Source organism: Alginatibacterium sediminis, from assembly GCF_003610775.1.
Classification (GTDB): Bacteria; Pseudomonadota; Gammaproteobacteria; order Enterobacterales; family Celerinatantimonadaceae; genus Alginatibacterium; species Alginatibacterium sediminis.
In genome coordinates this window covers 292,276-310,631 of sequence record NZ_RAQO01000008.1, presented here as the reverse complement: position 1 = coordinate 310,631, position 18,356 = coordinate 292,276, and the positions used below count along the sequence as shown (strand labels likewise).

Annotated in this window: 18 protein-coding genes; 11 read left to right on the top strand and 7 right to left on the bottom strand. The window is 43.2% G+C overall.

The features are described 5' to 3' along the window. Positions 1–41 precede the first annotated feature (41 nt). A complete protein-coding gene (locus DBZ36_RS15325; RefSeq protein WP_120355833.1) occupies positions 42–1,004 on the bottom strand; it encodes a LysR substrate-binding domain-containing protein in 963 nt (320 codons plus the stop codon). Positions 1,005–1,120: 116 nt separating this feature from the next. Between DBZ36_RS15325 and DBZ36_RS15320 the strand changes: the two genes are divergently transcribed. Further along, positions 1,121–1,330 carry a DUF1127 domain-containing protein gene (locus DBZ36_RS15320; RefSeq protein WP_120355832.1) on the top strand — a complete coding sequence of 70 codons (210 nt, stop codon included), beginning with the start codon at positions 1,121–1,123 and terminating at the stop codon, positions 1,328–1,330. A gap of 31 nt (positions 1,331–1,361) precedes the next feature. On the opposite strand, the gene DBZ36_RS15315 is transcribed toward DBZ36_RS15320, so the two are convergent. Together DBZ36_RS15315 and DBZ36_RS15310 are read right to left on the bottom strand one after the other, a co-directional pair. Continuing rightward, positions 1,362–2,339 (bottom strand): sensor domain-containing diguanylate cyclase, encoded by a 978-nt coding sequence (locus DBZ36_RS15315; protein WP_199711891.1) that lies wholly within the window; start codon positions 2,337–2,339, stop codon positions 1,362–1,364. A 2-nt stretch (positions 2,340–2,341) separates the two neighbouring features. Then, on the bottom strand, positions 2,342–3,349 hold the full coding sequence (locus DBZ36_RS15310) for a response regulator (RefSeq protein WP_158589120.1): 1,008 nt from the start codon (positions 3,347–3,349) through the stop codon (positions 2,342–2,344). Positions 3,350–3,621: 272 nt separating this feature from the next. On the opposite strand from DBZ36_RS15310, the gene DBZ36_RS15305 reads away from it, so the two are divergent. From DBZ36_RS15305 to DBZ36_RS15290, 4 genes are all read left to right on the top strand, one after another. Continuing rightward, a complete protein-coding gene (locus DBZ36_RS15305; protein ID WP_120355830.1) occupies positions 3,622–4,305 on the top strand; it encodes a haloacid dehalogenase type II in 684 nt (227 codons plus the stop codon). Positions 4,306–4,787: 482 nt separating this feature from the next. Then, the gene (locus DBZ36_RS15300; protein ID WP_120355829.1) at positions 4,788–6,734 is read left to right on the top strand and encodes a methyl-accepting chemotaxis protein; all 1,947 of its coding nucleotides are present in this window, start codon (positions 4,788–4,790) and stop codon (positions 6,732–6,734) included. Between the two features lie 192 nt (positions 6,735–6,926). After that, on the top strand, positions 6,927–8,516 hold the full coding sequence (gene prfC, locus DBZ36_RS15295) for a peptide chain release factor 3 (RefSeq protein WP_120355828.1): 1,590 nt from the start codon (positions 6,927–6,929) through the stop codon (positions 8,514–8,516). Between the two features lie 5 nt (positions 8,517–8,521). Further along, the gene (locus tag DBZ36_RS15290) at positions 8,522–8,791 is read left to right on the top strand and encodes a GIY-YIG nuclease family protein (RefSeq protein ID WP_120355827.1); all 270 of its coding nucleotides are present in this window, start codon (positions 8,522–8,524) and stop codon (positions 8,789–8,791) included. Here DBZ36_RS15290 and DBZ36_RS15285 read toward each other — a convergent pair. After that, entirely contained in the window at positions 8,776–9,036 is a 261-nt protein-coding gene (locus tag DBZ36_RS15285) for a putative hemolysin (RefSeq protein WP_120356035.1), read from the bottom strand. The genes DBZ36_RS15290 and DBZ36_RS15285 overlap by 16 nt on opposite strands. Positions 9,037–9,349: 313 nt before the next feature. Further along, positions 9,350–9,652, bottom strand: coding sequence for a high-potential iron-sulfur protein (locus tag DBZ36_RS15280; protein ID WP_120355826.1), 303 nt, complete (start codon positions 9,650–9,652; stop codon positions 9,350–9,352). A 186-nt stretch (positions 9,653–9,838) separates the two neighbouring features. Between DBZ36_RS15280 and DBZ36_RS15275 the strand changes: the two genes are divergently transcribed. Beyond that, on the top strand, positions 9,839–10,561 hold the full coding sequence (locus DBZ36_RS15275) for a hypothetical protein (RefSeq protein ID WP_120355825.1): 723 nt from the start codon (positions 9,839–9,841) through the stop codon (positions 10,559–10,561). Between the two features lie 243 nt (positions 10,562–10,804). On the opposite strand, the gene DBZ36_RS15270 is transcribed toward DBZ36_RS15275, so the two are convergent. Continuing rightward, a complete protein-coding gene (locus DBZ36_RS15270) occupies positions 10,805–11,584 on the bottom strand; it encodes a TatD family hydrolase (RefSeq protein ID WP_120355824.1) in 780 nt (259 codons plus the stop codon). A gap of 77 nt (positions 11,585–11,661) precedes the next feature. Beyond that, positions 11,662–13,017, bottom strand: a complete 1,356-nt coding sequence (locus DBZ36_RS15265) for a hypothetical protein (RefSeq protein ID WP_147395031.1) — start codon at positions 13,015–13,017, stop codon at positions 11,662–11,664. 144 nt (positions 13,018–13,161) lie between these two features. Between DBZ36_RS15265 and add the strand changes: the two genes are divergently transcribed. The 5 genes from add (at position 13,162) to deoD (ending at position 18,323) form a co-directional block, all read left to right on the top strand. Further along, entirely contained in the window at positions 13,162–14,166 is a 1,005-nt protein-coding gene (add, locus tag DBZ36_RS15260) for an adenosine deaminase (protein WP_120355822.1), read from the top strand. A gap of 17 nt (positions 14,167–14,183) precedes the next feature. Further along, on the top strand, positions 14,184–14,954 hold the full coding sequence (gene deoC, locus DBZ36_RS15255; RefSeq protein ID WP_120355821.1) for a deoxyribose-phosphate aldolase: 771 nt from the start codon (positions 14,184–14,186) through the stop codon (positions 14,952–14,954). A gap of 9 nt (positions 14,955–14,963) precedes the next feature. Continuing rightward, positions 14,964–16,289 carry a thymidine phosphorylase gene (deoA, locus tag DBZ36_RS15250; protein WP_120355820.1) on the top strand — a complete coding sequence of 442 codons (1,326 nt, stop codon included), beginning with the start codon at positions 14,964–14,966 and terminating at the stop codon, positions 16,287–16,289. Positions 16,290–16,325: 36 nt separating this feature from the next. After that, positions 16,326–17,555, top strand: a complete 1,230-nt coding sequence (locus DBZ36_RS15245; RefSeq protein ID WP_120355819.1) for a phosphopentomutase — start codon at positions 16,326–16,328, stop codon at positions 17,553–17,555. A gap of 63 nt (positions 17,556–17,618) precedes the next feature. Continuing rightward, the gene (gene deoD / locus DBZ36_RS15240) at positions 17,619–18,323 is read left to right on the top strand and encodes a purine-nucleoside phosphorylase (RefSeq protein ID WP_120355818.1); all 705 of its coding nucleotides are present in this window, start codon (positions 17,619–17,621) and stop codon (positions 18,321–18,323) included. Positions 18,324–18,356: the final 33 nt, after the last annotated feature.

Sequence of the window (18,356 nt, the reverse complement as noted above, 5' to 3'; positions counted from 1 at the left end):
GATTGATTGTGTTTGTGTACTTAAGCGTTATTAAAACTAAATCAAGAACCGCTATCGTCAAATTCAGGCGCGTCTATAACTCGACGCTGCGCAGCGTCTTTGGCTAGACTTTGTTGCCAAAACAAGCTTGCTTGCTCTTGAATCCAAGTTTCAAAACTTCTAATTTTAGAACGCTTAAAGTAGCTCGATGGCGCGCACAGAAAATACCGATAGGCCGACCGAATATCGATATCACCTATACGCACTAATGTACCTTCTTCGATAAATTTCCAAGCGACATTATGTCGCACTAAGGCAACTCCCTGCACGGCTAAGGCTCCTTGAACAACCAAGTGCGCACCTTGATAACGTAAACTTGGTTTAATGGTCTGGGGGTCGTGCCCAGCCAACTCTAACCAATAATTCCAATTCATATCTGGACGAGCATCTTCAAGTAAATCAGCCTTACTTAAGTCTTCAAGTTTGTAGATTTGATGTCGCTCTTGATAGATAGGGTGGCAAACCGGATACAAAAAATCATCCATGAGCCAATGACTTTCTAAATCAGCATATTTCCCCATACCGTAACGTACACAAAGATCAACGCGGTGCTTACGAAAGTCCACTAAGGCATTACTTGATTGCAGTAGAACCGAAAGCTCACTGTGCTGCTGACTAAAGCTTCCAAGTCTTGGAACCAGCCATTGCTGAGCAAATGAAGGAATTACAGACAGTGACAAACTGCTTGGATCGGGGTCACCGTTAAGTTGCCGCACGCCATCTTGCAACGCGGCGAAGCCACTTGTCGTATAGCGAAATAGAATCTCGCCTTGTTCGCTTAACTGAACCTGTCGGTGCTGCCTTTCGAACAAACGGCATTGCAGGCGGTCTTCAAGTTGGCGTATTTGCTGGCTAATAGCACCGGCGCTGACATTGAGCTCATTGGCAGCAGCGCTAAAGCTTAGTAACTGAGCGGCCCAATGAAAATAGTACAAGCTGTTTAATGGAGGTAGACGTTCTTTCACTTTAGTTTACCTAAACTCAATGATGATTTTAATCGTTTGTCAGTATACCCGAGATTCGGCTAAATTTTAAGCGTAAGTTAGCAATCAAGTGCTACTCAAAGCTAAGGGATATTAGTATGAGTAAAGTAATCGATAGTGTTAGAACGTATCAAGGCTGCCCACCTCGGAATTCGCTACTTGCCTATATAGAGGTAGTCAATACCTGGTTTGAACGGATAAAGTACCGCCGTCAATTACAGAGCCTGCCAGACTACTTACTAAAAGATGTAGGCTTGACTTCCGGTGATGTGTATAAAGAAAGTATGAAACGATTTTGGCAGCGATAATCGAAAGTGAGAGCCCTAAAAACTGCTCCAATTATTCGAGTGATAATTCAGAAAATCTTATGCTACTAGTAAGGTTACGGCCAGATTCTTTAGAGGTATAAAGTGCTTTATCTGAGCCCTGAATCCATTGCGTATGGTCGAGCATGCCCGGATCGGATTCACATATACCCAAGCTGATCGTAATATTGAAGCTGAAACCTTGTAGTTCGAACCGGTGTTCAGCAATTTTTTTACGTAAGCGTTCGCAAAAAAACATCGCTTGTTGCGCATCGGTATCAATAAGAATAGCCCCAAACTCTTCGCCACCGTAGCGACCAACAACATCAGTATTACGCGCGCATTGTTGAAAATAAAAGCTACAGACCTTGATAACTTCATCGCCAACATGGTGCCCATAATTATCGTTTACCGCCTTAAAGTGGTCGATGTCAAACATCACCAACGTTGAGGTTTTTTGGGTTCGCTTAAAACGATTGAACTCGCTACTGAGTTGCTCCTCCCAGTAACCGCGATTAAATAGTCCGGTTAATCGATCTGTACGGCTTAAAACTTTAAGTTCTTGGTTAACATCGGCTAATTGAAGTTGGCTATTGGCCACATCACTTACGTCGTAAATAATGATACACAAATGGTCAACGTCACCACTAACAGAGTTTAATGGAATCATGGTCATGTTCTGGTACATGTGGGCACTTTTACCGGTTAGCGGCCGGTAATTACCAAACTCAAACACAAATGGACGCTGCTCCCAGGTGGTAAAAGAGGGGGTGCGTAGTTTAAAAACGGTTTCAATTTTCCGCTCTAACCAACTGCGTGCTAAGTCTGGAAAGACATCGAATAATTGTTTATTCGATACTTGTTGAGCAGAGAACCCACTGTGGTTTTCCATAAAGGAATTCCAAACTTGGATGCGAGCCTGTTTGTCTATGACCATGAGACCCGCATCAATGGTATGAACCATTTCTAGCATCCAATGGAATTCAGCGATCTCTGCTAATTTTTTTTGCATTGCTAGCCTTCGAAATATGCAGTTAGTTGGTGTAATTTATCGATGCTGTTTTCAGGAAACAACAGCAGTAAGGTGCACTGAATACCATGACTTTCGATGTAGTAGTCAATTTCAACAGCGAGTGTATTTGCCCATTGTTGCGAGCCTCGCTCGATTAATTGCTCTAAGGTTTCATTTTTACCAAGAGTAATAGGAGTACCTTGGCTAAAGCGAAGAGACAATTGGTCGCCAATGCCTTTAAGGCAGGCCGAAATAAGAATACTGGCCACCTCCATCAAAATCTCGCTACTACTTGAACTGTAGTCGCTTTGTTTAAATTCAAAGACCTCGGCTAACAGTTTCAAATCGTCATCATGCAAAATGAGCATGGCTTCGCCACGGATGCCGCTGGCAACAAAGCCCTGACAGACGCCTTTTCGTTGTTGTCCTTTACCCAGCGATTGAATAGCCATCACTAGTTCACTGGGTTGTACTTCGTTGACTAGAGGAATTGGAACATTCACGAAAACGCCAATTTCGCGTGCTAATAGGCTTGCTGCTTGCCCCATAGCGACATTAGTAATTTCTCGTAAGCGTTCTAGTGGAGGGGTAGGGTTGGAAAAGTCTTGATGTTGATTATTTTGTGCTTGTGCAACAGGGTTTAAACCCTGTAAAGGTAAGTCCTTTAGAATGCTTTCAATTTTTTGAGGATCGCAAGGTTTTTGAATAAAAGCCTTTGCACCAAGGTGTGTCACTTTTTGTTGAGCTTTTTCCTGGATGTCTCCCGATACAACTATAACGTGTAAGTCGTGTCCTTCGGCTTGGAGTGCGGCTAAAACCTGGTAGCCATCCATGACTGGCATCGTCAAATCTAAAAACATGAGATCGAAGCTTTTAGTTCGGATCATCTCTAGGGCTTGTAATCCATTTCCTGCGAAGTGGATTTTAGCGTCAAGCTCATAGGGGAGAGCTCTAGCCATTTGTTTACGAGCTAGATTTGAATCATCACAGATGATGATTTCACTAATCATTGTTATCCTTCGAAGCATATCCTGTTGCAACCTTGCTAAGATTAACAACAATTTGTAACTACTTCTATGATCTATCATTTTTGCCGTAATTGTTTTAGCAATAATGATAACTTGGTGAGCTAATTCACTTATTATTAGGCATTGGTAATAAGCTAATGCCTCGTTGAAAAGCTGTCCAAAACTTAAATTGCACGAGTTTTAAAACTATGGATCCAAAATACGTGCAATTTTGTCACTGGATTGAAAGTTGATCGTTAACGGAGAATGAAGACATGCAGTCAAAAACCGTACTATTTGATATCAATGAAACCGTACTCGATTTAAGTCGCCTAAAACCTTTGTTTTCTGGCGCTTTTGGCGACCAATCGCTCACTGGAATTTGGTTTTCTTGGTTACTACATAGTTCAACAGTATGCGCGTTGACTCATGTTAAATCTGACTTTGCGAAGTTAGCTGCAGCAGCTTTAGATAAACTAGCAGCTGCGCGTGGAATGAATAACGACTTTGAGGGGCGAGAACAAATCCTTAGTACCTTCGCCAATCTCGAGGCTCATCAAGATATCAAACCAGCGTTATCTAAGCTCCGTGAAGCCGGCTATAAGTGTGTGGCTTTTTCCAATTCATCTTCGGCTTTAATCTCAGCCCAAATTAGCCATGCAGGTTTAAGCGAATATTTTGATGCCATTATTAGTGTTGAAGAGTTTGGTAGCTTTAAGCCTGATGCTCAGGTTTACCAATGTGCTGCCAACAAGCTTAACGCTCCAATTGAGGAGCTGCGCTTAGTTGCAACGCATGACTGGGATACCCATGGTGCATTATCCGCAGGTATGCAAGCAGCTTATATTGACCGCGGTGGCATGCCTTATCATCCTTTGTATTTACGACCTAACATAGAAGCGACAAACATGCTAGAGCTTGCTAGTTTAATTATTGCTGCAGATAAGCGATACAACTGAATGTATTTCCAAGCTTTAACTTGTGTTTCTTAAATTAATCGTCAAGCGTTCTAAACGATGATTTAGATACCGAGCTTTTTTGGCATGATTAGTTAATCCCATTTCCATTAATGAATTGGTAGCCATTTGTCGAAATACAATTGTCGGATCAAGGAAAAAGCGCAGTTATTAGTTGACCTAATGACACCATTTTTGACGCTGAAATAAGTGATTATAGTCGACTAGGCTGATTAAATAATTGGTGGGTTTGGTATAAACTCCGCAACCCAAGAATGGGTTGCTGCGGCTTCATAGCGGAGTGTCATTCTTATAAAACCCATCAGCGCGTTGCCAAGATCACTCAAAGATCGAAGCTGAAGTTCAACTTTTTTAACTTTGTAGTACTTTGAGATGATGCTTTGGTCTAAGTCATTGGAATAAGTTTAGAAGTTATACAAAGTGATGCTATTTTTTATGGTTTTAACCGTGACTGTGGATTTAGCATGAGAAATAATCAGCCGATTACGAGTAAACAGCAACGCTTCAGAAATAAAGAAGACTTAGTGTCGATCACCGATCCACAAGGCAAAATTAAGTTCATTAACAAAGCCTTTGAAGACATTAGTGGCTACAGCAAAGAAGAGTTGATCGGCCAAGATCATAACATTGTGCGTCACCCAGAAATGCCAGCCGCAGCATTTGAAGACTTATGGTCGACAATTCGTTCTGGCTTACCTTGGCGAGGCATGGTTAAAAACCGATGCAAAAATGGTGATTATTATTGGGTTGAAGCCTTTGTTTCTCCGATTGTTAAAAAAGGTAAAATAGTTGCTTACCAGTCGGTTCGTTCAGAACCTAGTGAACAGCAAGAAAAAGCTGCAAGCGAGTTGTACGCAAAAATGCGTTCTCAGCCTGAGCTGAAAATACCCCAGTCACCTTGGTATGAGCGCCTCTCAATTAAAATTGTAAATCGAATTTTTAACATCGCTATTGCTGTACCACTTTTCTTTCTTCTGCTAAGCGAAACGACAACAACTGTGAAGTTAGCCGTATCGTTGGCCTTAATACTTCAAGTTATCTATTGGTTATATAGCCACAAGCAGGTGTTCAATAAAATAGAACTCATACGCAAATACAATTTAGACTTAGCATCTGGGGACTTTACACAATCTATTGATATTAAAGGAAATAGAGAGGTTTTTCAGGCATTAGCTTCAACGAAAATGGTGCAAGCAAGGTTCAAAGCTATGTTCATGCAAGTCGGTGACTCAGTAAAAAGCATGATTACAACGGCAGACCAATTGTCTTCAACTAGCTATGACGTTCTACACAGTATGAAAACGCAAAACTCGCATACTACCCAGATTGCAACGGGTATGAATGAAATGTCAGTGACAGTTGAAGGCGTTCGAGAGAATGTTCATCTTACCGCTGAAACAACCAAGTTTTTGAAACAAACGGTGGAAGAAAGCGACCAAGTCATTGCCAGCGCACTAGAAATGATGGAAAGCTTCACCCAAGAGATGAAGGCTACCAACGACAACATCAATGATCTAGCGCGTGAAAGCCTTCAGATTAGTTCAATCACCACAACCATCAGTAGCATTGCAGAACAAACTAATCTACTGGCTTTAAATGCTGCGATTGAAGCGGCTCGAGCGGGGGAGCAAGGTCGAGGTTTTGCTGTGGTAGCCGATGAGGTCCGAAGCCTTGCTGCAAGAACGCAAGATGCCACCAGTGAAATTCAGACAATGCTTGAGAAGTTGTCAACTGGTATTAGTCAATCCGCAACGACGATTGAAGAAAATAATGAATCGGCAAATCAGGTACTAGAAAAGGTTTCATTATCACGAGAGCAATTCGTTGAAATCAATAAGGGCGTCGAAAACATCAATCAAATGAGTATTGAAATTGCCACAGCATCAAGCCAACAAAGTGTGGTTGCCACCGAGATGGCGACCAGCATTGAAACTATTAGTAATCATGCTTCTAGTACAGAGGTAGAGGGTGAAAACCTGCAAAAAAGCTCGATAGATATCAATCAAAGTGCCTTAGACCTCCAAAAGCAAATCAATGAGCTGGAGTTGTCAGAAGCGACACTGCTTGATTTTGAAACGGCTAAACAAGCGCATATCGCGTGGAAAACTCGAACTCGTTCTTATCTCAATGGTGATACCTCTGCCATTACAAAGCAGCAGGCGTGCTCGCATCGAGACTGTGCTTTAGGACAATGGTATTACGGGGATGGTCAGAAATTATTTGGAGACAACAGCACCTTTAAAAGCATCGAGAAACCGCATGCTCAGTTGCATAAGACTGTGGTCGACATACTTCAGTCGGTTGAAGACGCTGATGAAGATAGAGCCGAGAGCTTGTATAAAAGCTTAGAGCCGCTTTCCCAGCAAATTGTTCAGTCGCTAGATAAATTAGAACGTGAAGTAACGCGATAAATGGTTAAGTGCATGCCGTTTGAGCCTGATAAGTAACAAAGACGCTGGTTTTTAGTTGTGATAGTAGTGAACACACCATGAATCGATGATCGAAAGCGACTTCTTTGTTATAGTGTCGCAAAATTTTAGAGCAAGATATTTACCCAAGTTATTTGTGTACATATCGCTGTACATAAATCGAGAAATCTCATCATGTTAGATGCCAAACTATTAGAAGACATTAAGTCTCGGCGAACCTTCGCTATTATTTCCCACCCTGATGCGGGTAAAACCACGATTACTGAAAAAGTTCTCTTATTCGGGCGCGCGATCCAAAAAGCGGGTACGGTAAAAGGTCGCGGTAATGCCACCCATGCTAAGTCCGACTGGATGGAGATGGAAAAAGAACGGGGTATATCGGTCACGACATCAGTGATGCAGTTCCCCTATCAAGATTGCATCGTGAATCTTCTCGATACACCGGGACACGAAGATTTCTCCGAAGATACTTATCGCACCTTAACCGCCGTTGATTCATGCTTGATGGTGATCGATGCTGCTAAAGGGGTGGAAGACCGAACCCGTAAGCTGATGGAAGTGACGCGCTTGCGTGACACACCTATTGTCACCTTTATGAATAAACTGGATCGCGAAACTCGTGACCCAATGGAACTCCTCGACGAAGTCGAAAGTGAACTTCAGATGATGTGTGCTCCTATTACTTGGCCTATCGGTTGCGGTAAAGAGTTTAAAGGTGTGTACCACATCCATCGCGATGAAGTGATTCTTTATCAAAGCGGCCAAGGCTCACAGATACAAGAAAAACGCGTTATCTCTGGTCTGAATAATCCAGATGTAGATCAAGCTATTGGTGACGATCTTGCAACTCAGCTGCGTGACGACTTAGAACTGGTTATGGGCGCTTCAAACGAGTTTGACGAAGAGTTATTCTTAAGTGGAGAACTAAGCCCTGTTTACTTTGGAACCGCCTTAGGTAACTTCGGTGTTGACCATATGTTAGATGGTCTAACTCAATGGGCTCCACCGCCAAAATCACGTCAATCAGAACTACGCGAAGTGAGCTCTGAAGATGAAGGGTTTTCGGGCTTTGTATTCAAAATTCAAGCTAATATGGACCCTAAACACCGTGACCGAATTGCATTTATGCGCATTGTTTCAGGTACCTATACCAAAGGTATGAAAATGCGCCATGTACGCATCGGTAAAGATGTGACAATTTCAGATGCGGTTACCTTTATGGCTGGAGATCGTACTTCTGCGCAAACTGCAATAGCCGGTGACATTATTGGCTTGCATAACCATGGCACCATCCAAATCGGTGACACCTTTAGTCAAGGTGAAGCGCTCAAGTTTACCGGTATCCCTAATTTTGCACCGGAAATGTTCCGTCGGATCCGCCTTAAAGATCCACTCAAACAGAAACAGCTACAAAAGGGCTTAATCCAGCTTTCTGAAGAAGGTGCGGTACAAGTATTTAGACCGATGCGTAACAACGACCTCATCGTTGGAGCTGTCGGTGTGTTGCAGTTTGATGTGGTTGTACACCGCTTGCGTACTGAATATAAAGTAGAAGCTGTATACGAAGGTATTTCAGTTAGCACTGCACGCTGGTGCCGCTGTGATGACGAGAAAAAACTCGAAGCCTTTAAAAATAAAGCCCACGACAACTTAGCTCTCGATGGTGGGGATAATCTGAGCTATTTAGCACCAACCATGGTTAATCTAAATCTGTCGGTTGAGCGTCACCCTGAAGTTGAGTTTTTGAAAACTCGCGAACACTAATACCGATGAGTACGCAAAGCTGGTTTGTCTATTTACTGCAGTGCGATAATGCATTGACGTATATAGGAACTAGCAATGACGTTGAGCGCAGATTTGCTGCGCATCAGCGTGGATTGGGGGCAAAATTCACCAAAATTAACCCCCCAATTTCAATTCTTGGTGTTGAGAAATTTGTCGATAGAAGCTCCGCCTGCAAAGCCGAAAGCGCGTTAAAACGACGAACTAAGCAACAAAAACTAGCATGGGCTGCACAAAATCCCTATGACTCGCCCTGACCACCAACTTCTCGGTAATACAATTCCCACTGATCAACCATACGCCCATCAGGTAAGTTGCAATAGCCGACTTGTTTGCCTGCCTCTTCAAACATCTGTGTTGTTCCACCCTGTTCAATGCAGTATTCAGATGCTGGGTTAGAAGCTTGTTGTCGTTGCTCGCTGTTGCTAACCCGCTGAGTACACGCACTTAATACCAGTAAAGTGGAGCAAGCAATTATTGCGGTTTTGATACTATTCGTCATTTCATATCCTTGAATTACAACTAAGGGGATTACTTCATCAATCTTATCATCGAACATCGTGAATAAATTGCAAGCCTAGCGTTTAAGCTTTTTATCTGTCCAGGTGATTTTGCGATACTTTCTCGCGTTTGCTCATAGGATGTTCAACTTGTGATAACAGTTGTTGAATTTGCTTATATAGCTGCTTAATTTATCCAAGTATTTATCATCTTAGTTAGTCCATGTTTTAACAGCTTAAGCCAACAATAAATTAAAGATCCATATAACAGCGCAAGATGGATCTCTATTTATTGATGATTGGTTTGTCTGTGTCTTACCCCACTTTTGCTACCCAACCAGCACACCATCCCTCGTTGGCAACCAGCTTATTCGGAAACAAAGCACAAGGACGCCATGCTTGGCCTTCCTCTCCTTGAATATGCTGACAGTTGGCACAGTTCTTACCTTCTACTGTCGAGGTATGCGTATATTGCAAGGCTTTAGCGGTTGGATCATCGAGTGATAATTCTTCGGCAGCAATAGCTTGCTTAGAAAAAAGTCCACCTTGGCTGATTGCGAGTAAGCCAAATCCACTTAGCTTGATAAAACGTCGGCGCTCTTGATTTGTTTTAGCCATTTGTATTTCCTTGATCTGGTCGGTAGTGTTTGTTTTTATGGTCAATATAAGCTTAGCTCAAGCTGGCAAATGTGGTAGCAAGATGCGTCAGAACAGCGTGGATAAACTTCGATCTGGGTCTCAAAAGTTTGCTTAAACAGGTATGACCTGTAGTAACAAGGTTAGTGATGCTTTAGTCTACAGCTGATGAAAATTAAACATATTGATTACAAACAGTCACAAGGTTGGCTACAAAGAGCGCAACAAGACGCCTTGTTAGGCCTTATTGCTAGTTGTTTTAAAGGCATTGATGCCCAACATTATTTCGAAAAGTACTTTGTCGTTGATGACTGCTTTGATCGCTGTTTAAGACTTTATGTCGATCAAGAGCAGGTTATAGGTTATTGCTTACTGGTGTTCTCTCGACAGAATAGCGATGTTGTAATTCGAGCTTCTGCTGGTTTTTATCCGCAATATCGTAAAGGTGGGAATACCTTTGCTTTTTCATTCTCGAAGGTATTGGCTTATTGGCTAAGACACCCTTGGTATACCGTGTTTTATGCCGACACTATGTTAAGTCCAGCGATGTATCGTGCGGTAGCCAAACGCAGCGCAATCGTTTGGCCAAAGCCTAACTCCACTTTAATCGAGAAGCAGCTTTTCGAACGCTTCAATGCTGATGGCGATGTCAGCAGCTTAAACAATCTACGTTGTTTAACTAACACCGGCCGCACGACAAACTACAGCGAACAAGATATTGCTCAGTTTAAGCGCAGTGAAAAACCTGAAATTAAGTACTTTACCCAGCTTAATCCGAATTTTGAGCAAGGCATTGCTTTGTTCGTGATTATTCCATTCAATCTCAAACAATTGATTTTGACTTTGTTTAAGTCGTTTAAAAGCAAGTTGTTTTCGCTAGCTGCAAACTAAGTTCTTTGCGAACTCGCATGAAGACAGCTTTGTCGAACACATTGTTTAGTCTCACTATTCAAACAGCGTATTTCGGATGCGCATAACACGCCGCCAAGTAACAACTGTTGTAATTTTTGTTCGCTGATTTCGATTCTAAGCGAAGTATTTTGCTTTAACTCTGCATTCATCACAAAGACTCCTAGTGGATTACTATAGAGTTTAAATGATAATCATTATCAAATAAAGAATTTATCCTCGTGACTACTCGTTTAATCTAAAAACGTCTAGGCTATTTTGCCAAAGATGCTGTTTTAGCTGATCTTGCGGTTCGGATCTTATAGCGTGCAAAGCATGGAATATTTTAGGTAGATTCAAAGGGCTGTTGTCGATGCCCTGCATGCCAAAAAGAGGCATATCAGGAGCGTCAGTCTCCAGTACCAGGCTATCGATCGGTAGTTTACTAACTGCCTTGATTGTTTTTTGGGCTCGAGGCCAGGTAATTGTGCCGCCTATACCAATTTTGAAACCGAGGTCTACAAATTGTTTTGCTTGTTGGTAACTGCCACTAAAAGCGTGGATCACGCCGCCTTGGTCAAAGTTGTGTTGCTTTAGTCGCTCATAGGTGAGGGCGTGTTTACGAACACTGTGCACGATCAACGGTAGTTTTAGTTGCTTAGCTAAGAGGATCTGACTTTCGAATGCCAAAAGTTGCTGAGCCTCTGACTCGGGAAAGCGGCCGTCGAATCCTGATTCACCGATGGCCACGATCTGTTGTTGATGCTCTAAGCATATTGTTTGCAGGTCGAAAAGCTCAGTTGTGAGTTCTTTTTCACTGCTGGGTAAAAAACAAGGATGACAACCTAGCGCTATTGAAATCTCCTGCTTGGTGTTTAATTTCAAAACGTTTTGCCAATTGCTGCGCGAGACACTCGGTACCAATAAGCGCGTTATTCCCGCGTTTTTGAATTGGGTTAAGAACTGAGGAAAATCAGTACTAAATGCGTCAAAGTCTAAGTGGCAGTGTGTATCAAACCAAGGCATATTACTTATCCAAAACGAGCGAAGCCTTAGCATAAACACATTCGACACTGGTCTCCAGTTTCTTCGATTAATCAGCGTTATGCGTTGCAGCTTAAACCTAATAATTCTCGCCAAGTCAAAACTCTATTATAAAGACCTAGTCGCATAGCAGCCGTTGTTCCTTCTGGGCCGACCTCGCAAAAGTTGTAGATGACACGTTGAATATTGAGATGCTGGTTTAAGGTTTTTAGGCGGCTAATCCCATGGGGGAGTTTGTGATTCAAATGAGTAAAAAACCGTGCGGCGTGTTGAATGCCCGGATGAGGCGCATGTAGGAGATGATCGACCGTGATAGGGCAAAGGGCTCCGGTAGGGCTTGGATACCATCGATCTCGCCACCAACCGACGGAACTTCCTTCGGCTGACAAGCTTTGCTCACTTTGCATGATATTCAAGAAGTAGTACAACTCTAGTTGGTGCTGTTGGATACGTTTAGCATGCGCAATTAATGCGGCGCCACGTAAACAGCTATCATGATCCAAGTAGTGGCGTATGTTTCCAGCTCCTGAAAACACTTTGTCTACAATTACAAAATGAGCATAGGCCAATACAGCAGCGGGAATAAGTATCGATTCGCGAAGGCCTTTATTCGCTCCATACTGTAAGTCTTCGAAATGTTGGCGTTGAAATATCTGTGAATAACGATCCTTAATTTGAGTCAGTGCGTTGCCATCTGCCTGAGTTTTAATCACGCTACTTTTGTTCACAGGGTCTAATGGGGCCAGTTTTACATGAGGCTTAGCGCAATTGTGATGAAGGATAAGACTATAGCCACTTTTTGATTCACACGTTAAGAAGCCCCAAAGCTTTACTGTATTGCTGGGCTCCAATTGTTGACCTTGGGTATAGAGCTCCCATTGATTGTTTTCTTGAAGAAGCGGGCGCTCCAAATCTTGGGCGAAGCCTTGTAAAGCACTATCTAAAAGGGAGAGGCGTTGATAATTGAGCTTAGGGTTTGTGGTGCTATCGGGCAAGTTAGGGTTAACAATGCGTTCTAGAATTGGCTCGAGCTGCTTAAACTCCAGTTTAGTTTTACAGCTGACTTTTAAACATTGTGGGCAACGGTATCTTGGCCTACCTGAAGTTGTTGAACCATAAGATTGCAGCTTTATAGGCTGCTTATACCAAAGCTGATCTGGGCAGTCGCAAATTTTATCCTGCGTTAATTGCCTCAGCATTAGTGGCTCGAGTAATTGCAAAATTGCAGACTCGTCAACTAGAGGAGGGTAGCTATCGCAGCGTTCACAATGTAGTGCGGCGTACCCTAACTGATAGCTCGGATAGTGATAAGACTGACTATGTGCCTTGGCAAAATTAAGGCAGTAAGGGTTTTTACAACAATTGAAATACAGGCTAGGCATTGAACAGTAAACACATGAGGTAAGTGAGTTCATTTTTGCATGCAATAGTATTTATTTTTGTGATGCGAATCACAATTGAGGTGAAGTTCTGCCCATAGAATTAAGTCATTAACACCACTAAGTCAGACTACACTTATAGTGAACCTATGTTTTGACAAGCGACCAAAGGAATGTTTTTTGATTGATACTTCAATACCCCTTGTAGATTTACATCGCCATCTTGATGGAAATATTCGGGTGAATACCGTTTGGGAATTGGCGCAACAGCACGCAATAAAACTTCCAGTTGCGAATGTCAGCGATCTCGCACCGTTAATACAGGTGCAGGGTGTCGAGGCAGATTTGGTTAGTTTTTTATCTAAATTGGATTTAATGGTCGGTGTGCTTGCCGATTTAGATGCTGTTTACCGTGTTGCATTCGAGAACGTTGAAGATATTGTTACCAGCGGTTTGGATTATGCGGAGTTGCGCTTTAGCCCAGCTTATATGGCAATGAGCCATCGTCTGAATCCAAGTGATGTCGTGGCAGCTGTGATTGATGGCGTAGCTAGTGCCAGTAAACAATTTGATGTTCCGGTTAAACTGATCGGTATTTTGTCGCGCTCGTTTGGCCTAGAAGCATGCAAAATTGAACTTGAGGCTTTGCTTAACCATAAAAACGATATTGTCGCGATTGATTTGGCCGGCGACGAACTAGGCAAACCGGCTCCTATGTTTGAAGAGCTATTTAAACCTTTACGCAACAGTGATTTGAATATAACGATACATGCTGGTGAAGCCGATGGCCCTCAAAGTATTTGGAACGCGATTAATCTATTAGGTGCTCAGCGTATTGGTCATGGCGTTAGAGCGATTGAAGACCCAGCTCTCATGCAGTATTTACTCACTCATCAAATAGGCATGGAGTCGTGTCCAACCAGTAATTTACATACCTCTACCGTTGCTAACTATGCCGTTCACCCTATAAAACAGTTTTTAGCGCAAGGTTTATGTGTGGGCTTAAATACCGATGACCCTGGCGTTAGCGCCATTGATATTCAACATGAGTATCGTATTGCAGCAGCCAGTGACGGATTAGCTTTAAACCAAGAACAAATTAGTACTTTGCAGCGCAATGGACTCAATATGGCATTTTTGAGCGACGCTGAGCGCCGCCAATTGATTGCTAAAAAGTTAACTTAATAATTTTGGAGATTTAGATGTCAGATTTAATTGCGGTTGCTAAGCAATCTTTAAGCTACATGGATTTAACCACCTTAAACGATGACGATACTCGTGAAGTCGTGACTCAGCTTTGCCAAAAAGCGAGTACTCAAATCGGAGAGGTTGCTGCTATTTGTATTTATCCGCGATTTATTCCGCATGCACGTAAGGTGCTTCGTGAACTTGGCGCAGCCGATCTTAAAATTGCCACGGTTACTAATTTCCCTTGGGGAGATGACGACATCGCTATTGCGGTAGCCGAAACACGAGCAGCTGTTGCTTATGGCGCAGACGAAGTTGATGTGGTTTTCCCTTGGCGAGCTCTCAAAGATGGCAATTCTAGTATTGGTTTTGAGCTGGTAAAAGCTTGTAAAGAAGCCTGTGGTGACGCGGTAAAACTTAAAGTCATTATTGAAAGTGGTGAGCTGAAAACGCCTGAGCTAATCCGCCAAGCCAGTGAAATTTGTATCAAAGCTGGAGCTGATTTCATCAAAACTTCAACCGGTAAAGTCCCCGTAAATGCAACACCTGAAGCGGCCAAAGTTATGCTGCAAGTGATTGCAGAGTTAAACCCTAGCTGTGGATTTAAAGCCGCTGGTGGGGTTAAGTCAGCTGAGCAAGCCAAAGTTTATTTGGATATGGCCAGCGAGTTACTTGGCGAACAATGGTTGAGTCCAGAGCACTTTAGATTTGGCGCATCGTCCTTGTTGGCTTCATTGGAAGCAACCATTGAAGGGCGAGACGCCCAAGCGAAAGCCGGCTACTAGGAAGCTTTTATGAGTCTGGTTCAAGAATTAATTGCCCACAAGCGCAATGGAAACATATTAAGCTTAAAAGACATACAGTCTTTGGTAAGCGGGATTAGCGACCATTCAATTAGCGATGCCCAAGTAGGCGCATTAGCCATGGCCATATATTTTCAAGGGATGAATACCGACGAGAGTGCCCAACTAACATTGGCTATGCGAGATAGCGGCGAAACTATTAGCTGGAAAGACTATCAGCTCAATGGCCCTGTCATTGATAAACACTCAACCGGCGGCGTGGGGGATCTTGTTTCCTTGATGCTGGGCCCTATGTTGGCTGCTTGTGGCGCATATGTGCCAATGATTTCAGGACGTGGTTTAGGCCATACCGGCGGCACCTTAGATAAACTTGAATCAATAGCTGGTTATAACGTGATCCCGGATCGTCAGAGCTTTCAAAGCATCGTGAAAGATGTTGGGGTTGCGATTATTGGTCAAACGCAATCACTAGCCCCGGCCGACAAACGTTTGTATGCGATTCGTGATGTAACTGCAACGGTGGACTCCATTCCGTTGATTACCGCTTCAATCCTTAGTAAAAAACTGGCGGCAGGTTTAGATGCACTAGTCATGGATGTCAAAACTGGCAATGGTGCATTTATGCGTAGAACGCAAGACGCACAAGCTTTAGCTAAAAGCATTGTTAGCGTAAGTAAAGCAGCAGGATGCCCTTGCAGTGCTATTATAAGTGATATGAACCAGCCTTTAATTGCTAGCGCTGGAAACGCATTAGAAATATCTTGGGCTTTGGAATATCTACAAGGTCAACATAAAGGTAGTCGTGCCGATCAGTTAACGTTCGCTTTAGCTACCCAATTACTCGTTCAATGTGGCTTATACAGTTCTGCTGAACAAGCGCATGCAGCCTTATCTCTCAGCATTGATAGCGGGAAAGCGGCTGAACGCTTTGCAAAAATGGTGCACGCATTAGGTGGACCGTCAGACCTATTCGAAAAACCAGAGCGCTACCTAAAAACGGCAAATGTTGTTAAACCAGTTATCGCTCAGCAATCTGGTTTTGTGACGGGTATTGATAGCCGAGAAATAGGGCTGTGTGTTGTGGCGCTAGGCGGTGGACGAAGTATTCCAGACGCACCAATTAACCATAGTGTTGGCATCAGTCAGTGTCCTGAATTGGGACAATATATTGAAGCTGGTGATGTTCTAATGAGCGTGCATGCACAATCTGAAGATGACTGGTCAAACGCGGCGCAACGAGCGCAAAGTGCGGTAACAGTTAGTTCAAGTGCTGAGACGATGAAAGTTCAGCCTTTGGTACAACAGATCGTAAGCTGAGCAACAAAGTAATGCTTAGCATTACAGGAGAGTATAATGAAAAGAGCAATAATTTTGATGCTGGATTCCTTCGGGATTGGCGCAAGTCGTGACGCCGACAAGTTTGGTGATGTTGGCTCAAATACCATGCTTCATATCGCTGAGTATTGTGCCCAAGGTAAAGCTGAACAAGGTCGTAGTGGCCCCTTGAATATCCCAAACCTTAATCGCTTGGGTTTTGGCGCTGCATGTGCTGGTAGTGGTGGTGTTTTTCCACCGGGACTTGATCCAAGTGTAAATCCAATAGGTAAGTATGGTTATGCTCAAGAAATGTCCAGCGGCAAGGATACGCCAAGTGGTCACTGGGAAATCGCTGGCGTACCGGTACTCTTTGATTGGGGTTACTTTAGTGACAAAACCAATAGTTTTCCAAAAGCCTTACTCGATGCTTTAGTTGAAAAAGCTGGCTTGGACGGATATTTAGGGGATTGCCACGCTTCCGGTACTGAGATTTTGGACCGCCTTGGTGAAGAGCATCTTGCTACGGGTAAGCCAATTTTCTACACCTCCGCCGATAGTGTTTTTCAGATTGCTGCTCATGAAGAAAGCTTTGGTTTAGAGCGTTTGCTGAGTTTGTGCGAGTTAGCCCGAGAATTATGTGACGAATACAATATAGGCCGGGTGATAGCGCGTCCTTTTGTGGGTAAAGACAAAAGCAGCTTTGAGCGTACCGGTAATCGTCGTGATTACTCGGTTCTGCCTCCAGCTCCTACCTTGCTTGATAAAATGGAGCAAGCCGGTGGAGAAGTGGTCAGTATTGGTAAAATTGCTGATATCTACGCTCATCAAGGCATTACTCGCAAAGTAAAAGCAACTGGCCTTGAAGGTTTATTTGATTTAACGCTAGCCGAAATGGAACGAGCCAGTACTAGCGATAAAGATGCCATCATTTTTACTAACTTTGTTGATTTTGACTCAAGCTACGGACACCGTCGCGATGTTTCTGGCTATGCGAAAGCGCTGGAATACTTTGACACGCGCATCCCTGAGTTATTAGCCAAATTAGGACCTGACGATGTTGTCGTGCTCACTGCAGACCATGGTTGCGACCCTACCTGGCCCGGTACAGATCACACCAGAGAACATATCCCAGTGATATTTTATGGACCATCACTGGAAGCCGAAGATGTTGGTTTGCGTGACACATTTGCAGATATTGGGCAAAGCTTAGCGCAATTTTTAGACCTTCCTAAACTTGACTATGGTACCAGTATTATTCAAGCGTAGATCTCAATTGGGGTTTGACTATATCGTTGGCCCCATTTTTTTATTTGTTAAGGAGATGCCTCAATGGCGACACCACATATTAATGCTAAACCTGGCGATTTCGCCGAAACCGTAATTTTCCCTGGCGATCCCTTGCGCGCTAAATACATCGCAGAAACGTTTTTGGACGATGCGGTTCAAGTGACTGACGTACGTAACATGCTAGGTTTTACCGGTACTTACAAAGGGAAGCGAATTTCGGTTATGGGTTCAGGAATGGGGATTCCAAGCTGTTCCATTTATGCGAAAGAACTGTATACGGAATATGGCGTTGAAAACATTATTCGTGTGGGTAGTGCTGGTGCGGTAAACGAGAAGATTAAAGTCCGTGATGTCATTATTGGTATGGGGGCTTGTACTGACTCCAAAGTAAACCGTAGCCGCTTTAAAGGCCATGACTTTGCTGCAATTGCTGATTACCAATTGTTGCGTAATGCAGTAGATAGTGCCGAAAAACATGGTATTGATGTCAAAGTTGGGAACATTTTCTCAGCTGATTTGTTCTATACACCTGATCCACAAATGTTTGACGTACTTGAGCAACTTAATGTGTATGCCGTTGAAATGGAAGCTGCAGGCTTATACGGTGTTGCAGCAGAATGTGGTAAAGCTGCGCTGTGTGTGGTTACTATTTCTGACCATATTCGAACCGGTGAAGCAACTAGCTCTGAAGAGCGTCAGTTAACCTTTAACGATATGATCGTGATGACACTAGATTCACTGATTTAGGGTCGAAAAATTGATTAGCAATTACAAGAAGCG

Coding starts and splice junctions, on each gene's coding strand:
- DBZ36_RS15320 (WP_120355832.1), top strand. CDS start 1,121: ATGAGTAAAGTAATCGATAGTGTTAGAACGTATCAAGGCTGCCCACCT.
- DBZ36_RS15315 (WP_199711891.1), bottom strand. CDS start 2,339: ATGCAAAAAAAATTAGCAGAGATCGCTGAATTCCATTGGATGCTAGAA.
- DBZ36_RS15310 (WP_158589120.1), bottom strand. CDS start 3,349: ATGATTAGTGAAATCATCATCTGTGATGATTCAAATCTAGCTCGTAAA.
- DBZ36_RS15305 (WP_120355830.1), top strand. CDS start 3,622: ATGCAGTCAAAAACCGTACTATTTGATATCAATGAAACCGTACTCGAT.
- DBZ36_RS15300 (WP_120355829.1), top strand. CDS start 4,788: ATGAGAAATAATCAGCCGATTACGAGTAAACAGCAACGCTTCAGAAAT.
- prfC (WP_120355828.1), top strand. CDS start 6,927: ATGTTAGATGCCAAACTATTAGAAGACATTAAGTCTCGGCGAACCTTC.
- DBZ36_RS15290 (WP_120355827.1), top strand. CDS start 8,522: ATGAGTACGCAAAGCTGGTTTGTCTATTTACTGCAGTGCGATAATGCA.
- DBZ36_RS15285 (WP_120356035.1), bottom strand. CDS start 9,036: ATGACGAATAGTATCAAAACCGCAATAATTGCTTGCTCCACTTTACTG.
- DBZ36_RS15280 (WP_120355826.1), bottom strand. CDS start 9,652: ATGGCTAAAACAAATCAAGAGCGCCGACGTTTTATCAAGCTAAGTGGA.
- DBZ36_RS15275 (WP_120355825.1), top strand. CDS start 9,839: ATGAAAATTAAACATATTGATTACAAACAGTCACAAGGTTGGCTACAA.
- DBZ36_RS15270 (WP_120355824.1), bottom strand. CDS start 11,584: ATGCCTTGGTTTGATACACACTGCCACTTAGACTTTGACGCATTTAGT.
- DBZ36_RS15265 (WP_147395031.1), bottom strand. CDS start 13,017: ATGAACTCACTTACCTCATGTGTTTACTGTTCAATGCCTAGCCTGTAT.
- deoC (WP_120355821.1), top strand. CDS start 14,184: ATGTCAGATTTAATTGCGGTTGCTAAGCAATCTTTAAGCTACATGGAT.
- deoA (WP_120355820.1), top strand. CDS start 14,964: ATGAGTCTGGTTCAAGAATTAATTGCCCACAAGCGCAATGGAAACATA.
- DBZ36_RS15245 (WP_120355819.1), top strand. CDS start 16,326: ATGAAAAGAGCAATAATTTTGATGCTGGATTCCTTCGGGATTGGCGCA.
- deoD (WP_120355818.1), top strand. CDS start 17,619: ATGGCGACACCACATATTAATGCTAAACCTGGCGATTTCGCCGAAACC.